Annotated in this window: 13 protein-coding genes; 9 read left to right on the top strand and 4 right to left on the bottom strand. The window is 68.7% G+C overall.

Annotation, left to right across the window (positions count from 1 at the left end):
* Positions 1-120 precede the first annotated feature (120 nt).
* The 4 genes from GH664_RS14890 to GH664_RS14905 are packed head-to-tail and all read left to right on the top strand — an operon-like array spanning position 121 to position 6835.
* Entirely contained in the window at positions 121-2631 is a 2511-nt protein-coding gene (locus tag GH664_RS14890) for a hypothetical protein (RefSeq protein ID WP_153168871.1), read from the top strand.
* Entirely contained in the window at positions 2598-4634 is a 2037-nt protein-coding gene (locus GH664_RS14895) for a GMC family oxidoreductase (RefSeq protein ID WP_228111539.1), read from the top strand. The genes GH664_RS14890 and GH664_RS14895 overlap by 34 nt, the downstream gene beginning before the upstream one ends.
* 11 nt (positions 4635-4645) lie before the next feature.
* Complete coding sequence (locus GH664_RS14900; RefSeq protein ID WP_153168872.1) at positions 4646-5569, top strand: LysR family transcriptional regulator; 924 nt, start codon at positions 4646-4648, stop codon at positions 5567-5569.
* Positions 5570-5629: 60 nt separating this feature from the next.
* Complete coding sequence (locus tag GH664_RS14905; RefSeq protein WP_153168873.1) at positions 5630-6835, top strand: CynX/NimT family MFS transporter; 1206 nt, start codon at positions 5630-5632, stop codon at positions 6833-6835.
* 48 nt (positions 6836-6883) lie between these two features.
* On the opposite strand, the gene pgi is transcribed toward GH664_RS14905, so the two are convergent.
* From pgi to zwf, 4 genes are read right to left on the bottom strand one after another with little or no spacing between them, the layout of a single operon-like run.
* The gene (gene pgi / locus GH664_RS14910) at positions 6884-8530 is read right to left on the bottom strand and encodes a glucose-6-phosphate isomerase (RefSeq protein ID WP_153168874.1); all 1647 of its coding nucleotides are present in this window, start codon (positions 8528-8530) and stop codon (positions 6884-6886) included.
* 1 nt (position 8531) lies between these two features.
* Positions 8532-9452, bottom strand: a complete 921-nt coding sequence (locus GH664_RS14915; protein WP_228111540.1) for an SIS domain-containing protein — start codon at positions 9450-9452, stop codon at positions 8532-8534.
* A gap of 19 nt (positions 9453-9471) precedes the next feature.
* Positions 9472-10212 (bottom strand): 6-phosphogluconolactonase, encoded by a 741-nt coding sequence (gene pgl, locus GH664_RS14920; RefSeq protein WP_228111542.1) that lies wholly within the window; start codon positions 10210-10212, stop codon positions 9472-9474.
* Complete coding sequence (gene zwf, locus GH664_RS14925; RefSeq protein ID WP_153168875.1) at positions 10209-11681, bottom strand: glucose-6-phosphate dehydrogenase; 1473 nt, start codon at positions 11679-11681, stop codon at positions 10209-10211. The genes pgl and zwf overlap by 4 nt, the downstream gene beginning before the upstream one ends.
* Before the next feature lie 391 nt (positions 11682-12072).
* On the opposite strand from zwf, the gene edd reads away from it, so the two are divergent.
* From edd to eno, 5 genes are all read left to right on the top strand, one after another.
* Entirely contained in the window at positions 12073-13920 is a 1848-nt protein-coding gene (gene edd / locus GH664_RS14930; protein WP_153168876.1) for a phosphogluconate dehydratase, read from the top strand.
* Positions 13921-13977: 57 nt separating this feature from the next.
* Complete coding sequence (gene eda / locus GH664_RS14935; RefSeq protein ID WP_228111544.1) at positions 13978-14649, top strand: bifunctional 4-hydroxy-2-oxoglutarate aldolase/2-dehydro-3-deoxy-phosphogluconate aldolase; 672 nt, start codon at positions 13978-13980, stop codon at positions 14647-14649.
* Between the two features lie 59 nt (positions 14650-14708).
* Positions 14709-15806, top strand: a complete 1098-nt coding sequence (locus tag GH664_RS14940) for an aldose 1-epimerase (protein ID WP_228111545.1) — start codon at positions 14709-14711, stop codon at positions 15804-15806.
* Complete coding sequence (locus GH664_RS14945) at positions 15803-17473, top strand: NADP-dependent glyceraldehyde-3-phosphate dehydrogenase (protein WP_153168877.1); 1671 nt, start codon at positions 15803-15805, stop codon at positions 17471-17473. Before GH664_RS14940 ends, GH664_RS14945 begins: the two co-directional genes overlap by 4 nt.
* A 103-nt stretch (positions 17474-17576) precedes the next feature.
* Positions 17577-18860 carry a phosphopyruvate hydratase gene (gene eno, locus GH664_RS14950; RefSeq protein WP_153168878.1) on the top strand — a complete coding sequence of 428 codons (1284 nt, stop codon included), beginning with the start codon at positions 17577-17579 and terminating at the stop codon, positions 18858-18860.
* Positions 18861-18985 lie beyond the last annotated feature (125 nt).

Consider the following 18985-nt stretch of genomic DNA (forward strand, 5'->3'; position numbering starts at 1 on the left):
GCCCATGGCTTCTATACTGAATCCTGAATGACGGTTGTCGATCGCGATTGCATGGATGGGTCGCGGCGCTTGTCCAGGGCGGCGTGCCCCGCCGCTCCACCGCCCGGCCGGGAGGCGAGCATGAAGAAGATCAGGACTCGCATCATTCTTGCGTTCGGCTTTGCCGGCGCGGTGGCCGCGGCCTGCGCCGTGCTGCCATGGAAATCGTCCTGCGGCAGCGGCGCGGGAAACGTGAAGGACGAGGCGCTCTGCGTCGGCCGCAGCGCGGAAAGCTTTCCCGCCGCCGACGAGGACTACTTCGCCGACATGGACTACGGCCTGACCCGTGACCCCGGGGCCGTCGCCGATGCGCTGGCGCCCTACCTGCCGGGCATCGGCCCGGCCGACGCAAAGGCAGCGGCGGTCAGGGGCCGCAACAACTGGATCGTGTGGACGGGCGGCAACGACAGGCTGTGGGACGTGCTCGCGACGAAGAGCGTCGGCCTGCTGGATCTGCTCAAGATCGTCTCCAACCACCCTTCCCTCGCCTACAGCCGCGACAACCGCTGGCAGTACCTCGGGCTGGTCAACGAGCCCTGCTTCGAGAAGGGCACCGGACCGCGGCAGGACCGCTTCGGCCTGTGGCTGGACGTGCGCAGTCCCGGTTGCGGCGCCGACCCCTTCGAGAACGAGCGGAAGTATCCGGGGGTCGCCATCGGCGCACGCGGCAGCACGGTGCCGGTCGGCTCCTATTACGGCTACGCGACCGGCATCGTCGGCCTGCGCCTGTTCCCCAATCCGGACTTCGACGCGAAGGCCGCTGCACGCTGGGATCCGGTCCGCTACTACACCGACCCGAGCTACTACAACGACAAGAACCTGGTGCGCCCCTACCGCGTCGGCATGTCCTGCGGTTTCTGCCATGTCGGCCCCAACCCCAGCAATCCGCCCAAGGATCCGGAGCATCCGCAGTGGGCCAACCTGAACTCCAACCCGGGCGCACAGTACTTCTGGGTGGACCGGATCTTCGTGTGGGATGTGGACAAGAGCAGCTTCCCCTACCAGCTCTTCCACACCTCGCGCCCCGGCGCGCTGGACACGTCCTTCATCTCCACCGATTACATCAACAACCCACGCACGATGAACGCGGTGTACAACCTGGGCGCACGCCTGCGCCTCGCGCGCCTGCTGGGCGAGGAAAAGCTCGCCGGCGGCGAACTCGACAACGAGCACCTCAACAAGTACGTGCCGGCCGGTTCGCCCCTCGCCCGCTTCTACCAGGCGCCCGACACGGTGTGGACGCCACGGGTGCTGAAGGACGGTTCTGACTCGGTGGGTGCGCTGGGTGCCCTGAACCGCGTGTTCGTCAACATCGGCCTCTTCAGCGAGGAATGGCTCGAGCACATCCGGCCTTTCGTCGGCGGCTCGCCCTTCACGCCCTTCCCCATCGCCACAGCCAGCCGCAATTCCAGCTACTGGAAGGCGACCGAAGCACAGACGCCGGACGTGGCCCTGTTCTTCCTCGCCAGCGCGAAGCCGGATCTGCTCGGCAATGCCCCCGGCGGCCGCGGCTACCTCAGCACCGACCGCGCCAGGCTCGACCGCGGCAAGGTCGTCTTCGCCGAGCGCTGCGCGCGCTGCCATTCGAGCAAGCTGCCGGAGCGGACACCGAGTTTCTTCCCCGGTCACGGCTGCGTCGGCCCCGACTACCTGAAATGCTGGAACGACTACTGGGCGTGGACCAAGACCGCCGAGTTCAAGCGCGAGATGACACGCATCGTGCGCGCGGACGATTTCCTGCACGAGAACTACCTGTCCACCGAGTTGCGGGTGCCGGTGACGCTGCTGGAGACCAACGCCTGTTCCTCCCTCGCCACCAACGCGCTGCGCGGCGACATCTGGGACAACTTCTCGTCGCAGTCGTACAAGCGCCTGCCCTCGGTGGGCGCCATCACCGTGCATCACCCGATCACCGGTGAGCCGCGGCAGTACGTGATGCCCGCTGGCGGGCGGGGTTACATCCGGCCGCCCTCGCTGGTCAGCGTGTGGTCCACCGCCCCCTTCCTGCTCAACAACACGCTCGGGGATTTCTACTGGTCGGGCTCGGTGGCCGACCGCATGAAGTCCTTCGACAGCGGCATCCAGCAGTTGCTGTGGCCGGAAAAGCGCAAGGGCGACCGCAGGTTCATGACCGCGTCAGGCAAGCTGGTGCCAGGCGTCATCGACGTGACGTCCGCGCAGACCTATCTGCGAGTGCCGAAAGGCTACCTGCCCGATTTCCTGCAGCCCCTGGTGAAACCGCTGGCCAGCCTGGGCTCGCCGCTGTTCGGCGAGGACGGCATCGAGATCGGCCCGCTGCCCACCGGCACCCCGATCAACCTGGTTTCCAACATGGACCTGGACCAGCATGCCAAGGCGCTGAACGTGCTGCTGAAAGTGCGCGGCGACCTCAATGCCCTGCCCAGGGGCGCAAGCGACGAACAGGCGCGGGCCGCGTTCGCCAACCTGGTGGATCCGCTGCTGGACATCAGCAAGTGCCCGGACTTCGTGGTCAATCGCGGCCACTACTTCGGCACCGACTACTTCAGTGAAGAGCCCGGACTGACGAACGAGGACAAGTGGGCCCTGATCGAATTCCTGAAGACCATGTGAATCCAGCGCCGCCGGTCGATCCGCGCCATCGCCCGCCACGCCGCCGCTTCCTGGCGGTGTGCGCGACGGCACTGTCGGCTTTCGCGGGCCTGCTGGCCGGCTGCGCCTCGTGGTTCCGTGCCGCGCTGCCGCCGCCCGAACCGCTCGCCTGTCCGCCTGCCGGCGACGACGACGCCTTCGACTACATCGTGGTCGGTTCGGGCGCCGGAGGCGGCCCGCTGGCGGCGAACCTGGCTCGCGCCGGTTTCCGCGTCCTGCTGCTGGAAGCCGGCGGCGACGAGGAACCCTACGATTACCAGGTGCCGGCCTTCCATGCCCGTGCGTCGGAAGACCCCCGCTTCGCCTGGAATTTCTACGTGCGCCACTACGCCGACGAGGCGAGGCAGCGCCGGGACGACAAGTACCGCCCGGAACACGGCGGCGTGCTGTATCCGCGCGCCGCGACGCTGGGCGGCTGCACCGCCCACAACGCCATGATCCTGATCTATCCGCAGAACAGCGACTGGGACGGCATTGCCGCACTCACCGGCGACGCTTCGTGGCACAGCGACAACATGCGGCGCTACTTCGAACGCCTCGAGCGCTGCGAATATGCCGACCCGCAAGATCCCGCCGCCCGTCATGGCTTTCGCGGCTGGCTGACCACCAACGTCGCCGACCCGCTGCTGGTGGTGGGCGATCTCTTCGTGAAACGCCTGGTGCTCGGGGCGCTGCGGGAATCCCGGCGGCGTCTGAGCAATCCGCTCCTGCGTGCCGTCAGGAAGCTGCGCAGCAACTTCGATCCTAACGACTGGCGCCTGCTGAAGGATGACGTCGTCGGCGTCTGCATGACGCCCATGACCACCCACGAAGGCCGCCGTGTCGGCAGCCGCGAGTACGTCCGTCGCGTGATGCAGGCCTGCCCCGGCAAGCTGGTCGTGCGCCAGCACACCCTGGTGACCCGCATCCTGCTCGACGAGGATCGCCGTGCCACCGGTGTGGAATGCCTTGCAGGCGCGCATCTGTACCGCGCCGACCCCAACGCCGCGCCTGCTGCGGCGGGCGAGCGGCTGGCGCTGGGCGCGCGGCGCGAAGTCATCCTGTGCGCAGGCGCCTTCAACACGCCGCAACTGCTCATGCTCTCCGGCATCGGTCCGCGTGACGAGCTCGCGCGCCATGGCATCCCGGTAAAGGTGGACCTTCCCGGCGTGGGCGAGAACCTGCAGGACCGCTACGAAGTCTCGGTGGTGAGCCGCATGCGCGGCGATTTCTCGCTGGTGAAGGGGATGAAGTTCCGCCCGCCCGAAGCGGGCGAGGAACCCGACCCCCAGTTCAAGGAATGGCTGCAGGGCAAGGGCCCCTACACCACCAATGGCGCGGTGATCGCCATGCTCAAGCGTTCCACCGAGGACAAGCCGGTGCCCGACCTCTTCCTGTTCGGCCTGCTCGGCTACTTCAACGGCTACTACCCCGGCTACTCGCGCAACATTGCCCGCGGCGAGGACCACTTCACCTGGGCCGTGCTCAAGGCCCACACCCACAATCGCGCCGGACGGGTCAGGCTGCGCTCGGCCGATCCGCGGGATGTGCCGGACATCGACTTCCGCTACTTCGACGAGGGCACGCCCGGCGGCGACGATCTCGAGGCCGTCGTCGACGGGGTGGAAACGGTGCGGCGCATGGCGGACGAAGCCGGCGACGTGGTCGGCGAGGAGCTCTATCCCGGTCGCCATGTGACCGGCAAGGACGCCCTGCGCCAGTTCATCCGCGACAACGCGTGGGGCCACCACGCCTCTTGCTCTTGCCGCATGGGCCCGCCAGACGACCCGATGGCCGTGGTGGACAGCCGCTTTCGCGTGTTAAGGTGCCGGGCCCTGCGCGTGGTGGACGCCTCGATCTTTCCCCGCATCCCCGGCTTCTTCATCGTTTCCGCCGTCTACATGGCGAGCGAGAAGGCCGCGGACGTCATCATCGAGGACGCCGGCATCCTGCCGGACAGCTTGCGCGCTCACTCTGCAACCTGAACCGGATCCGGATGGACCTGAAGCATTTCGACCTGAACCTGCTGGTCGTTTTCGACCTGTTGCTGAAGGAGAAGAAGGTCTCGGCCGTCGCCGACCAGCTCGGCCTCGGCCAGCCGGCCGTCAGCCGGTCATTGAAGCGGTTGCGCACCCTGCTTGGCGACGAACTCTTCCATCGCACCTCCACCGGGATGGAACCCACCGCCTACGCGCGCCAGCTTGCCGCTCCGATTTCCGCCGCGCTGGCTGCGCTGGGCGACGCGATCAGCCGCAGCGCGTCGTTCGACCCGGCCAAGAGCCACAGGACCTTCACGCTGAGGATGTCCGACATCGGCGAGATCTACATCCTGCCGCGGCTGCTGGGCGTGCTGGCGACCGAAGCGCCGGGCGTCGGCATTACCGTGGTGCGCGACCACGGCGATGCCTTGAAGGCGGGCATGGAAGCGGGCCGCATCGATCTTGCCGTGGGGCTCATCGATACGCTGGAAGCCGGATTCTTCCGCCGCCAGATCTACAAGCAGGGCTATGTGTGCGTCTTCCGGCCGGGTCATCGGCTGGCGGGACGGGCAATGAGCCTGGACGACTTCCTCTCGGCAGAACATGCGGTCGTCACCGGCGACGGCAGCGGCCACGCGCGCATCGACGACCTGATCGAGAAGCAGGGCATCCAGCGCAATGTAAGACTGCGCGTTCCGAACTATGCGAGCCTGGAACGCCTGCTGAACGGCTCGGACCTGATCGCCACCGTGCCCGAGGCGCTGGTGCAACCCAACATCTCGCCCCTGTCGCTGGCCCACTCGCGCCATCCGGTGCCGCTGCCCAGGCTGTCCATCGACGAGTTCTGGCACGCGCGCTTCCACCGCGACCCCGGCAACCAGTGGCTGCGCGAATTGATCGCGGTGCGCTGCGCGCTGCCGCCGGTCGTCGCGGCCACCTGAACCTTCCGTCCCATGAAATCCGGTTCGCTGCGCCTCGCGTGGCGCGAGAATCTGAATCCCATGACTTCCATGCGTATGATCCGCCTGCAGCCCGCCCTCATCGTCATCCTCTCCGGCGTGGTCGCGGCCATGCACATCGGCAAGATCCCGCCCGCCATCCCGGTGCTGCGCGAAGCGCTCGGCATGTCGCTGGTCGAAGCGGGATTCCTGCTGTCGATGGTGCAGATGGCCGGCATGCTGATCGGCGTGCTTGCTGGCCTCGCCGCCGATTCGATCGGCGTGCGCCGCAGCATCATCATCGGCCACACCGTGCTGGCGGCGACCGGCGTGGCCGCCATGTGGGCCCAGCGCCCGTTCGACCTGCTTGCGCTGCGCGGGCTGGAAGGCCTGGGCTTCCTGCTGACGGTGTTGCCCGCCCCCGCCCTCATCCGGCAGCTCGTGCCCCCCGCCCGCCTCGCGCTTTACCTGGGCCTGTGGGGCACCTACATGGGGACCGGCGCGGCGCTGACCCTGCTCGGCGGCCCGGTGCTGATGGAAGCCTTCGGCTGGACGCGCTTGTGGGGCCTGCTCGGCATTCTTTCGGCAACGGCCGCGCTCGCGGTCATGTTCCTCGTGCCGTGCGTGCAGCAGGCATCGCCCGCGCCCGCCGCAGCTCCCGCCAGCGCCGAGCCATGGTGGGAGCGCCTGCGCATGACGCTCACCAGCGCCGGGCCGTGGCGCATCGCCGTCACCTTCGCCATGTATTCCAGCCAGTGGCTGGCGGTGATCGGCTTTCTGCCCTCGGTGTATGCCCAGGCCGGCATCTCCGGCAAGACGGCCGGCGCGCTGACGGCGCTGGCCTGCCTCATCAACGTGTGCGGCAGCGTCGCGGCGGGACGCCTGCTGCATCGCGGCACCTGCGCGCGCCACCTGCTCTACGTCGGCTTCATCAACATGGCGCTCACCGCCTTCCTCGCCTTCAGCCCGCTCACCGCCGACGCGCCGGTGCTGCGCTATGTGGCGGCCCTGCTGTTCTCCGCGGTGGGCGGACTCATTCCGGGCACGCTGTTCTCGCTGGTCGTGCATGTCGCGCCGAACGCACGCACCGTGTCGACCACGGTGGGCTGGATGCAGCAGTGCTCGTCCTTCGGCCAGTTCCTCGGCCCACCCTTCGTCGCCTGGATCGCCGGCCTGTACGGCGGGTGGCATCTGACCTGGGTGATCACCGGCGTCGCCTCGGTGATCGGCCTGCTGCTCGCCCGGGGCGTCAGGTTCGACCGGCCGTGAGGCGGGCGAAGGCGCAGCGGTCCTGCCCCTTCCCCACCCTCGCCGCACTCAGGACGCGGCGCGCGCCGCCGTGATCAGCCCCAGCGTCGAGCCGTCATGCTCGCCCGCTGGCCCGCCCGCCAGTTCGGCGGCGATGCGGGTCGCGATCTGCTTGCCCAGCTCCACGCCCCACTGGTCGAAGGCGTTGACGCCCCAGATCACGCTCTGCACGAACACCTTGTGCTCGTACAGCGCGACCAGGGCGCCCAACGAGCGCGGCGACAGGTCCGGCAGCAGCAGCGTGTTGCTCGGGCGGTTGCCCGGAAACACGCGGTGCGGCACCAGCGCTTCGAGCGCCTCGCCGGCGAGCCCGGCGGATGACAGCTCGGCACGCACCTCGGCGGCCGACTTGCCCACCATCAGCGCCTTGCTCTGCGCGATGCAGTTGGCCAGCAGCAGGCGGTGGTGGTCCGCCAGCCCGTGGCTGGCCTTCAAGGCGGCGATGAAATCGACCGGGATCAGGTCGGTGCCCTGGTGCAGCAACTGGAAGAAGGCGTGCTGGCCGTTGGTGCCGGGTTCGCCCCAGATCACCGGGCAGGTGGGCGTGTCCACCGGCTGGCCGTGGCGCGTGACCGACTTGCCATTGCTCTCCATCTCGAGCTGCTGCAGGTAGGCCGGCAGGCGCGCGAGCGCCTGCGCATAAGGCGCGATCGACACACTGGCCGAGCCGAAGAAGCCGCGGTACCACACGCCCAGCAGGCCGAGGATCACCGGCATGTTGCGTTCGAGCGGCGCCTCGACGAAATGGCGGTCCATCGCGTGCGCGCCGTCGAGCATGGCCTCGAATCCGTCGCGTCCCACGAAGAGCGCGATCGGCAGGCCCACCGCCGACCACATCGAGTAGCGCCCGCCCACCCAGTCCCAGAAGCCGAACATGTTGGCCGTATCGATGCCGAAGGCGGCCACGCGTTCCGCATTCGTCGACACCGCGACGAAATGCTTGGCCACGTCCGCCTCGCCGGCGCCGCCGGCGAGGAACCAGCGCCGCGCGCTGGTGGCGTTGGTCATCGTCTCGATGGTGGTGAAGGTCTTGGAGGCGACGATGAACAACGTGCTGGCGGGCTTGACCTTGCCCAGCACGGCGGCCAGGTGGTCGCCGTCGATGTTCGACACGAAGTGCATGGTGAGGCGCGGATGGCCACAGGCGGCCAGCGCCTGGCAGGCCATCGCCGGGCCGAGGTCCGAACCGCCGATGCCGATGTTGACGATGTCGGTGATCGCCTCGCCGGTGTGGCCGCGCCAACGCCCGTCGCGCACCGCCTCGGCGAAGTCGCCCATGCGCTGCAGCACCTCGCGCACCGCGGGCATCACGTCGCTGCCATTCACTTCGACCGGCGCGCCGCTGCGGTTGCGCAGCGCCACGTGCAGCACCGCGCGGTCCTCGGTGTTGTTGATACGCTCGCCGCCGAACATCGCCGCCCGCGCCGCCTCCACGCCGCGTTCGCGCGCGAGTCCGGTCAGCAACGCCAGCCCGCGCTCGTCGATGCGGTTCTTGGAGTAGTCGAGGAAGAGGCCGGCGCCACGCACCGAGAAGCGCTCGAAGCGCGCCGGATCGGCGGCGAAAAGGCTGCTCATCGGGCGGTCGCCGGTTTCCTCGCGATGCGCGGCCAGCGCGCGCCAGGCGGTGGTTTGGGTGAGCGGGACGGATGGATTCATGTCATTCCTCGAAGCCGCGGATGCGCTTGTCGCGCAGGGTCTGTTTGGTGCGCTCCAGGCGCTTGATCAGTTCGGGGCCGCTCGCCAGCGCCACGCTCACCGACAACACGTCGATCAGCGCGAGATGGACGATGCGCGAAGTCATCGGCGCATACACGTCCGGATCCTCGTGCACATCGGCCGCCAGCAGCACGGTGGAGACGCGCGCCAGCGGCGACGCGGTGGCGGTGATCGCGATCACCTCGGCGCCGGCGTCGCGCGCCAGCTCGCAGGCGCGGATCAGCTCGGGAGTGCGTCCGCTGGCGGAAATCGCCACCACCACGTCGCCCGGCTCCAGCAAGGTCGCCGCCATGCCCTGGGTGTGCGGATCGCTGTAGGCGACCGCCGGGATGCCGAAGCGGAAGAACTTGTGCTGCGCGTCGCTGGCGACGATGCCGGAGTTGCCGACGCCATAGAATTCCATGCGCCCCGCCCGCGTGATGACCTCCACCGCCCGCCCCAGCCGCGCCGGATCGAGCTGGTTGCGAACGTTCATCAGCGCGGCGATGCTGCGGTTGAACACCTTGGGCGCGACTTCCTCCAGCGAGTCGTCCGGCCCCACGTCGCCATGCACGTAGGGCACGCCGCTGGCGAGGCTCTGCGCCAGGCGCAGCTTGAAGTCCTTGAAGCCGGGGAAGCCCACCGCGCCGACGAAGCGCGCCACCGTCGGCTGGCTCACGCCCACCCGGTAGGCCAGTTCCGCGATCGAGATGTTGAGGACTTCGTTCGGCTTCGCGAGCACGAACTCGCCCACCGCGCGCTCCGACTTGCGCAGCTCGGGCAGGCTGGCGCGGATGCGGGCCAGCAAGGGGTTGGCCTCGGCGGCGTCGGCACCGGCGGCCGGCGCTGCTGCGACGATGTGATCTTCCATACCTGTTGTCATTTCGCTTTCCTCGACCATGCTACTCAGTCGGGCTGAAGAATACCCGCAAAGGGGCCGCCGTCTGGCGCAGCAGCGCTGCGATCGGCAAGGCCCGCTCGTCCGTGTTGTGCAAAGCGGCGCGCTCGAGCACCGCGCGCTTGCGCTCGCCGGTGATCTGCAGCACGAGATTGCGCGCATTTTGCAGCGCCGCAAGGGTCAGTGTGATGCGCGCGTGCGCCGCCGACGCCGGATGGGTCGCTGCCACAGTCGGCGCACCGGGCGCGAGCAGCGTGGCGAGCTCGTCGCCCCCCGGGAAGAGCGAAGCGAAATGTCCATCCTCGCCCATGCCCAGCACCACCGCGTCGAACGGACGGCGCAGACTGCGAAGGCGCAGCTCGCAGGCTGCCAGGCCCTCTTCCGGGCCAGGCTCGCCGCCGTACAGCGGCACGAAGTTGGCGCCCGCGGCGGCGCCCTGCAGCAGGTTCTCCCTGACCAGGCGCGTGTTGCTGTCGGCGTGGTCGGCCGGTACCCAGCGCTCGTCGACCAGCGACACCGACACGCGCGACCAGTCGAGCCTGCGCTGCGACAGCGCGCGCAGGAAGGGAACCGGGCTGCGACCGCCCGACACCAGCAGGCTGGCGTCGCCACGCTGCCACAGGCCGAGACGCAACATCGCGGCGACAGAATCGGCGACCGCCGAGGCCATCGATCGCCCGTCGTCGAACACGCTTTGCTCGACATGCGACGGCAGATGGAGATCGAGCGTCGTCGCCATCATCATGAGTCCTGCAGCCAGCTCAGGCCGTCACGACCCGGCAGCGCGCTCGACGACGCAGGGCCCCAGGTGCCGGCGGTGTAGGTGCGCGGCGGCGTCGGATCACGCTCCCATCGTTCAAGGATGGGTTCGATCCAGCGCCAGGCGGCGTCGAGTTCGTCACGCCGCATGAACAGTGTCAGCTTGCCGCGGATCACATCCATCAGCAGCCGCTCGTAGGCGTCCCACTGGCGCGTGCCGTAGGTTTCGGCGAAGTCCAGGTTGAGCTTTACCGGCCGCACCTGCATCTCGTCGCCGGGCACCTTGGCCATCAGGTGCAGTTCCAGCCCCTCATCGGGCTGCAGGCGGATGACGAGCCGATTGGGCACGCGTTCGCCAGTCACGGACGGAAAGAGCGCATGCGGCACGTCGCGGAAGTTGACCACGATCTCCGCCAGGCGCTCCTGCATGCGCTTGCCGGTGCGCAGGTAGAAGGGCACGCCGGCCCAGCGCCAGTTGTTCAGTTCCGCCTTCAGTGCGACGAAAGTCTCGGTGCGGCTGCCGGCAGGAATGCCGGGCTCTTCCAGATAGGCCGGCACCGGCTGGCCGTCGATCGCGCCGGCGCGGTACTGGCCGCGCACGGTGCGCAGCGCGACGTCCTCGGCCTGCATCGGCCGCAGCGAACGCAGCACCTTGAGCTTTTCGTCGCGCATCGCGTCCGGGTCGATGCTCGACGGCGGCTCCATCGCGATGATGCACAGCAGTTGCAGCAGGTGGTTCTGCACCATGTCGCGCAGCGCGCCGGTGTTGTCGTAGAACTCGCCCCGCCCTTCCACGCCGACCGTCTCGGCGAGCGTGATCTGCACGTCGCGCACGCAGGCCCGGCTCCACAACGGCTCGAACAGCATGTTGCCGAAGCGCAGCGCGATGAGGTTCTGCACCGTCTCCTTACCGAGGTAGTGGTCGATGCGGTAGATCTGGTCCTCGCGGAAGATCGCCCCCACCTGCTCGTTGATGCGACGTGCCGACGCCAGGTCGCGGCCCAGGGGTTTTTCCAGCACGACGCGACTGTCGGGCGTCACCAGCCCGGCAACGCCGAGGCTCTCGCAGATCGACGCGAACAGGACCGGCGCCGTCGCCAGATAGAACACCCTCACCTTGGCCGGCGCGTCCGCGAGCAATGAGGCGAGGCGCTGGTAATCGCCCGCCTCGCGTGCATCGAGGGCGACGTAGTCCAGGCACGCGGCGAATTCGGACCACGCCGCCTCGTCGAAATCGCCGGCAGCGACGAACTTGCGCGCCTGGGCTTCGACATTGGCCAGATAGGCGTCGCGCGACTGCATCTCGCGCCCCACGCCGATGATGCGCCAGCGGCTGCGTTGCGGATCGTTCGCGCTGTCGCGGTGCCGGTAATAGAGCGCGGGCAACAGCTTGCGCATGGCCAGATCGCCGCTGCCGCCAAAAAGGACGAGGTCGAAGGCATCGAGTGGGATCACGGTTGAACCTCTTTCGGTGTGTGGGTCGGCATCGGGCAGCGCGCCGCCCGCTTGTCGATGATGTTTTCTGTCGGATTTGTAGTAACGCTACATCCAATTAAAAACTCCAGGATGTAGCAAGTCAACAAAAATATTCACCGCCATCCTGCACACAGGCGCCTTCATCGCACCTTAATCGCATCTGCCGTCACTTCCCTGCAGCAGACGATTCACTTCATACACAGCGGAATCGGCGGACGCCCCGATAGAAGCACGGCAAAGGGAGAAATGTAATTTTCTTTCAAAAACACCTTGCAATCTGATTTGTAGTAATTCTACACTTTCATCAACGAAAGGCGTCGGGCAACCCTGAGGGTCGCTTCGACCACATCCGGTCACACAAGGAGGCTTCATGTCCGTCCATCCCGTCCTCGATCGCGTCACGGCGCGCATCCGTGCCCGCAGCGCTGCGTCCCGCGCAAGCTACCTCGCACGCATCGATGCCGCCGCCAGCCGTGCCGGCGCCGCCCGCGCCCAAGTGTCGTGCGCGAACCAGGCGCATGCCTACGCCGCCTTCGCGCCGAACGAGAAGCTGGTGCTGCGCGAGGCCCGCCTGCCCAACCTGGCAATCGTCTCCGCCTACAACGACATGCTGTCGGCGCACCAGCCCTTCGAGCGCATGCCGGCGCTGATCAAGGAAGCAGCGCGCAGCGCCGGGGCCATCGCGCAGTTCGCCGGCGGCGTGCCGGCGATGTGCGACGGCATCACCCAGGGCGACGCCGGCATGGAGCTGTCGCTGTTCTCGCGCGATGTGATCGCCATGGCCACCGCGGTCGCGCTGTCGCACAACGTCTTCGACGGCGCGCTGTGCCTGGGCGTATGCGACAAGATCGTGCCCGGCCTGCTCATCGGCGCACTGCAGTTCGGCCATCTGCCGACGATCTTCGTGCCCGCCGGGCCGATGACGAGCGGCCTCGCCAACGACGACAAGGCGCGCGTGCGCCAGCTCTTCGCCCAGGGCCTCGCCAGCCGCGAGGAACTCCTGGAGGCCGAGATGGCCGCCTACCACGGCGCCGGCACCTGCACCTTCTACGGCACCGCCAACAGCAACCAGATGCTGATGGAAGTGATGGGCCTGCACCTGCCGGGCACCGCCTTCATCAATCCGGGCAACACGCTGCGCGACGGTCTGACGAAGGCGGCGGCACAGCGACTGGCGGCGATCACCCGGCTCGGCAAGGAGTACATCCCGCTCGGCCGCGTGGTGGACGAACGGACGATCGCCAACGCCATCGTCGGCCTGCTCGCCACCGGCGGCTCGACCAACCACACGATCCATCTCGTCGCCATCGCCGCCGCTGCGGGGATCCACATCGACTGGAACGACTTCGACGAGCTGTCGGGCGTAGTGCCGCTGCTCACCCGCATCTATCCGAACGGCAGTGCCGATGTGAACCACTTCCACGCCGCGGGCGGCATGGGCTTCCTGATCCGCGAGCTGCTGGCGGCCGGCCTGCTGCATCCGGACGTGATGACGGTGATGGGCGAGGGCCTCGCCCACTACACGCTGGAGCCCTGGCTCGACGGCGAGCGCGTCGCCTGGCGCCCCGCCACCCCGACCAGCCTCGACTCCACGGTGCTGCGCCCGGCGGCCGAGCCCTTCAGCGCGGATGGCGGGCTGAAGCTGCTCAAGGGCAGCCTCGGCCGAGCGGTAATCAAGGTCTCGGCGGTGAAGCCGGCGCACCGCGTCGTCGAGGCGCCAGCGATCGTGTTCGACCACCAGGATGACGTGATCGGCGCCTTCAAGCGCGGCGAACTGGCGCGCGACTTCGTCGCCGTCGTGCGCTTCCAGGGCCCGCGCGCCAACGGCATGCCCGAGCTGCACAAGCTCACCCCCACGCTGGCGGTGCTGCAGGACCAGGGCCACCGCGTCGCGCTGGTGACCGACGGGCGCATGTCGGGCGCCTCCGGCAAGGTGCCGGCCGCCATCCACGTGACGCCCGAGTGCGTCGCCGGCGGTACGCTCGGCCGCGTGCGCAGCGGCGACATCATCCGCCTCGATGCCGAAGCCGGCGTGCTGGAAGCCCTGGTGGACGCCGATGAGTGGGCGCGACGCGAGCCCGCCACCGCCGACCTCGGCGCCAACCAGCACGGCGTCGGCCGCGAGCTGTTCGTCAATGCGCGCGCCAACGCCGCCGGCGCCGAGCAGGGCGCGAGCACCTTCGGCTCCACCCTGCCCGGCCCGCTGCCGACGAACTGATCACCCCGTTCCCACCTCGCCGCAGAACCGACCCCACGCCCCCAAGGAACGGCCTCAGTGACCTCACTGAGCGAACGCCCCGACCCGGAGAAGATTCACATGGACATTCCCACCCTGCTCGCCACCAGCCCCGTCATGCCCGTCATCGTGCTCGATCGCGTTGCCGATGCCGTGCCCCTCGCCCGTGCGCTGGTCGCTGGCGGCATCCGCGTGCTGGAAGTGACATTGCGCACCGCGGCCGGGCTCGACAGCATCCACGCCATCCGCGCCGAAGTGCCCGAGGCGATCGTCGGCGCCGGCACGGTGGTCACGCCGGCCGACATGGCCGCCGCCGTGGCCGCCGGCGCCGCGTTCACCGTCAGCCCCGGCGCATCGGCCGAGTTGCTGCGCGCCGGCCGCGACGCGGAAGTGCCGCTGCTGCCGGGCGTCATGACGCCATCGGACGTGATCGACGCGCTGGCGGCCGGCTACACCGAGATGAAGCTCTTCCCGGCAGCGCAGGCCGGCGGCATCGGCATGCTGAAGGCGCTCGCCGGCCCCTTCCCACAGGTGCGCTTCTGCCCCACCGGCGGCATCGACGCCGCCAGCGCGCCGGCCTTTCTCGCGCTGCCCAACGTCGCCTGCGTCGGCGGCTCCTGGCTGACCCCGGCCGACCCAGTACGCGCCGGCGACTGGGCGGCGATTACCGGGCTGGCGCGCGCCGCCGCGGCCCTGCGCCCGGCGGCCTGAGGCAGATGGACGTGCTCGAAGCCCCGCCCATGGACCGCCCGCCGATCATGCCGAGCCCAATGCCTCGCTCCGCGCCGGCCTACCGCGTGCAGCGCACCGATTTCGCCGGAATCGAAGCGATCGAGCTGCGCGATGAGGGCAGCGGCAGCCGCGCGGTGTTCGCGCTGCGGGGCGCGACCCTGCTGGCATGGGAGGTCGTCGACGGCGGCCGGACGCTGGCGCTGACCGATGGCTATCGCGACGCGGCCGAGCTGGACAGCCAGGACGGCGTGCGCAACGGCGTGCTCGCTCCCTTCACCAACCGCATCTCCAATGCCCGCTACCGCTTCGATGGACGCGACCATGACCTGCTGCCGGGTGTTCCGGCGGCCGAGCGACGGATCTACCACGGCTATCTTCGGGACATGGCGCTGCGCGTGATCGACACCTGCGCATCCGCCACCGGGGCCGAAGTGCTGTTCAGCGGCGCCATCGAGCCCGAGGACCACGCCGGCTATCCCTTCGCACTCGCGCTCACCGTGCACGTGCGCTTCAGCGCGACGGGGCTCGGTTTCGTCGTGACCGCCACCAACGTCGGCGAGCAGGCGGCGCCCTATGCCGCGGGATGGCATCCGTATTTTCGCCTCGGCGAGGCGGCGATCGACACGCTGGAGCTGACGGTGCCCGCCACCCGCAGCGTCGTCACCGATGCTCGCCTGCTGCCGCTGCCGGGCGAGGCCGTCCGCAGCCCGGTCGCCGAGGGGCCGCTGCCGGACTTTCGCGTCGCCCGCGTGCTGGGACGAGACATGATCGACGGCTGCTACGCCGGCCTCATCCCCGACCGCGATGGTCGGGTGCGCAGCCGCCTGCGCGATCCGGCGAGCGGACGCCAGCTCTCCGTGTGGCAGCGCGGCGGCCTCGTGCATGTGTTCACCGGCGACACCCTGGCGCGCGCCCCGCGCCGTGCGCTCGCCATCGAACCGGTCGAGACGATGACCGACGCCTTCAATCGCGCCGACTGTGCGGCCGCGCTGCGCCTCGCCCCAGGCCGGTCGCGCAGCTTCGCCTTCGGTGCCGAGTTCGTGCCGGCGACGCCCGCCGGCAAGCCTTCCGACCCACCCTGTGCCGCCACGGCATCCGGCCCCCAAGAACAGACAACTGGAGTGAGACACCCATGAACGCGAAAGACCTTCCCGCCGCCGCCAACCCCGTCCAGACCCCGCTGCAGGCCAGGCTTCAGGCACTGTTCCCCACCGAGGCCGACATCCCGGCCGAATGCCGCGTGCTGGCGCCGCTGCACCAGCGCTCCATCCTGCTCAACGGCGAGATGCAGATCTGGAAGGGCGACACGCGTGCGGTGCATTCGCCGGTTTCCATCCGCGGCGCGGACGGCCGCCTGACCCCGGTCGAGCTGGGCAGCTTCCCGGTCACCGGCACCGACGAGGCCGATGCCGCGATCGCCGCCGCGTCGGCCGCCTACGACAACGGCCGTGGCCAGTGGCCGACCATGTCGGTGGCCGAGCGCATCGCCTGCGTGGAGAACTTCACCAACCAGATCGTCGCCCGCCGGCGCGAGGTGGTGAACCTGATCATGTGGGAGATCGGCAAGAGCCTGGCCGACTCCGAGAAGGAGTTCGACCGCACGATCGACTACATCAAGGCGACCATCGCCGAGCTGAAGCGCCTGGACAACGACAACTCCCGCTTCCAGATCGTCGACGGCACGATCGCGCAGATCCGCCGTTCGCCGCTGGGCATCGTGCTGTGCATGGGCCCGTACAACTACCCGATGAACGAGACCTTCTGCACGCTGATTCCGGCGCTGATCATGGGCAACGTGGTGCTGTTCAAGCCGCCGCGCTTCGGCGTGCTGCTGTACTACCCGATGCTGGAGGCCTTCCGCAGCGCCTTCCCGGCCGGCGTGATCAACATCGTGTATGGCCAGGGCAACGTCGTGGTGCCGCACATCATGAGCTCGGGCAAGGTGAATGTGCTGGCGCTGATCGGCACCAGCAAGGTCGCCGACCAGTTGAAGAAGGCGCACCCCAAGACCAACCGCCTGCGCGCGGTGTTGGGCCTGGAGGCGAAGAACGCCGCCATCATCCTGCCGGACGCCGACATCGAGCTGACGGTCAAGGAGTGCATCGCCGGCTCGCTGTCCTTCAACGGCCAGCGCTGCACCGCGATCAAGATGATCCTGGTGCATCAGGCCATCGCCGACCAGTTCCTGCGCCGCTTCTGCGAGGAGATCGCGAAGCTGAAGATCGGCATGCCATGGGAAAAGGGCGTGACGATCACGCCGCTGCCCGAGATGGCGAAGGTCGCCTACATGGACGAATGCATCTCCGACGCGGTCGCCAAGGGCGCCAAGGTGCTCAACGACGGTGGCGGCAGCTCGGTCGGCACGCTGTTCAACCCGGCGGTGGTGTTCCCGGTGCGCGAAGGGATGAAGCTGTATCGCGAGGAGCAGTTCGGCCCGGTGATCCCGGTGGCGCCCTTCGAGGACATCGAGACCGCGCTCGACTACGTGATCACCTCCGACCACGGCCAGCAGGTGTCGATCTTCGGCACCAACCCCGACCAGATCGCCAGCCTCGTCGATCCGCTGGTGAACCAGGTCTGCCGCGTCAACCTGAACGCGCAGTGCCAGCGCAGCCCGGACGTGTTCCCCTTCGCCGGGCGCAAGGATTCGGCCGAAGGCACGCTGTCGGTGCATGACGCGCTGCGCTCCTTCTCGATCCGCACCATGGTCGCCGCCAAGCAGACCGAGGCGTCGAAGAAGCTGCTCGACAGCATCGTGCTCGGCAACAAGTCGAACTTCGTGAATACGCGCTTCATCCTCTGAGCGCAGTTCATTCCGCCAATCCGTCGCGGGACCGCCGCGGTGCCGGTGACCGGTGCCGCCGGTCTTCGCGCGCCTACCGAATCCGGTTACGGAAACAGAATCCATGCACGCCATTTCCTCCATCGAAGCCCTCGAAATCCTCGACTCGCGCGGCAACCCCACGCTGCGCGCCACCGTCCGTCTCGAATCCGGCCACAGCGGCACCGCCGCCGTGCCCTCGGGCGCATCCACAGGCAGCCGCGAAGCCCTCGAGCTGCGCGACGGCGACCCGGCGCGCTTTGGCGGCAAGGGCGTCATGCAGGCGCTCGCCAACGTCGAGGGCCCGATCGCCGCCGCGCTCGCCGGCCACGATGCCGGCGACCAGGCCGCCATCGACGCCCTGCTGTGCGAGCTCGACGGCAGCGCCGAAAAATCCCGCCTCGGCGCCAACGCGCTGCTCGCGGTGTCGCTCGCCACGGCTCATGCCGCAGCCTCCGCACGGAACCTGCCGTTGTACCGGCATCTGGGCGATGCCGCGCGCGGCTTCGAGCTGCCGGTGCCGCTGATGAACGTCATGAACGGCGGCGCGCACGCCAACAACAGCCTGGACATCCAGGAATGCATGATCGTGCCGCACGGCTTCGAGCGCTTCGGCGACGCGCTGCGTGCCGGTGTCGGCGTGTTCCACGCGCTGCGCACGCTGCTGGACAGGAAGGGCTTTCCAACCTCGGTGGGCGACGAAGGCGGCTTCGCGCCCAACGTCAGCGGCACGCGCGAGGCGCTCGACCTCATCCTCGAGGCGATCGAGCGTGCCGGCTACCAGCCCGGCAAGCAGATCGCGCTCGCGCTCGACTGCGCCGCCTCCGAGTTCCACCACGACGGGGAGTACCGCCTGGAGGGCGAAGGCAAGACCTACAACCGCGCGAGCTTCTGCTGCTACCTCGCCGATCTGGTGAACGACTACCCCATCGTCAGCATCGAGGACGGCATGGCCGAGGACGACTGGACCGGCTGGGGCTGCCTCACCGACCGCCTCGCTCGCCGCACGCAACTGGTGGGCGACGACCTGTTCGTGACCAACACCGAGATCCTCGCCGCCGGCATCGACAAGGGCATCGCCAACGCCATCCTGATCAAGCCCAACCAGATCGGCACGTTGAGCGAAACATTGGCCGCGATGGAAATGGCGCGCAAGGCCGGCTATGCGTCCATCGTCTCGCACCGCTCGGGCGAGACTTCGGACACCACCATCGCCGACCTCGCGGTGGCCACCGCCTGCGGCCAGATCAAGACCGGCTCGGCGAGCCGCTCCGATCGCGTCGAGAAGTACAACCGCCTGCTCGCCATCGAGCGCGACCTCGGCACCGCGGCCCGCTTCGCCGGCTCGCGCGCCTTCGGCGGCCGCTGAGCACGGCCCCGTTTCCACAGACCGGCACGTCATCGGCGTTCCTCCCTCGCGCTCCGGTGCCGGTTTGCCTTTTGCACCCAACGCGCTGCGTCCCCTCGCGAGGGGGCGCAGCGCCTCAATTCCGG

Origin of the sequence: Thauera sp. 2A1, from assembly GCF_009469595.2 — a bacterium.
Lineage (GTDB): Bacteria > Pseudomonadota > Gammaproteobacteria > Burkholderiales > Rhodocyclaceae > Thauera.